1 pseudogene is annotated in these 293 nt (G+C 36.9%); it reads left to right on the forward strand.

The features are described 5' to 3' along the window. Positions 1-39 precede the first annotated feature (39 nt). Positions 40-293 (forward strand): annotated as a pseudogene (locus tag WG67_RS08905) (Fic family protein); the annotation flags it as partial.

Below are 293 nucleotides of genomic sequence, written 5' to 3' on the forward strand. Positions count from 1 at the left end.
CGTGAAACTGCACGGCTTTATACCACACACTATTCTACTATGATTGAAGGAAATCGACTTGAACCTAAACAGATTGAAGAGGTTTTAAGTGGTAAAAGCCACTTTAAATATAGGAGAGATGAAAATGAGGTTAAAGGATATTATGCAGCTTTAACTCAAGTTGAACAATGGGCAGCAAGGAGAATACCCATTACTGAGAAAGCTGTTCAAACACTACATGCTCTAGTAATAGCAAGTGGAAAATCTAAAATAAAATCAACGCCTTATCGTGATGGTCAAAATGTTATCCGCGA

This window comes from Wolbachia endosymbiont of Drosophila incompta (assembly GCF_001758565.1).
In the GTDB taxonomy this organism is placed as follows: Bacteria; Pseudomonadota; Alphaproteobacteria; order Rickettsiales; family Anaplasmataceae; genus Wolbachia; species Wolbachia pipientis.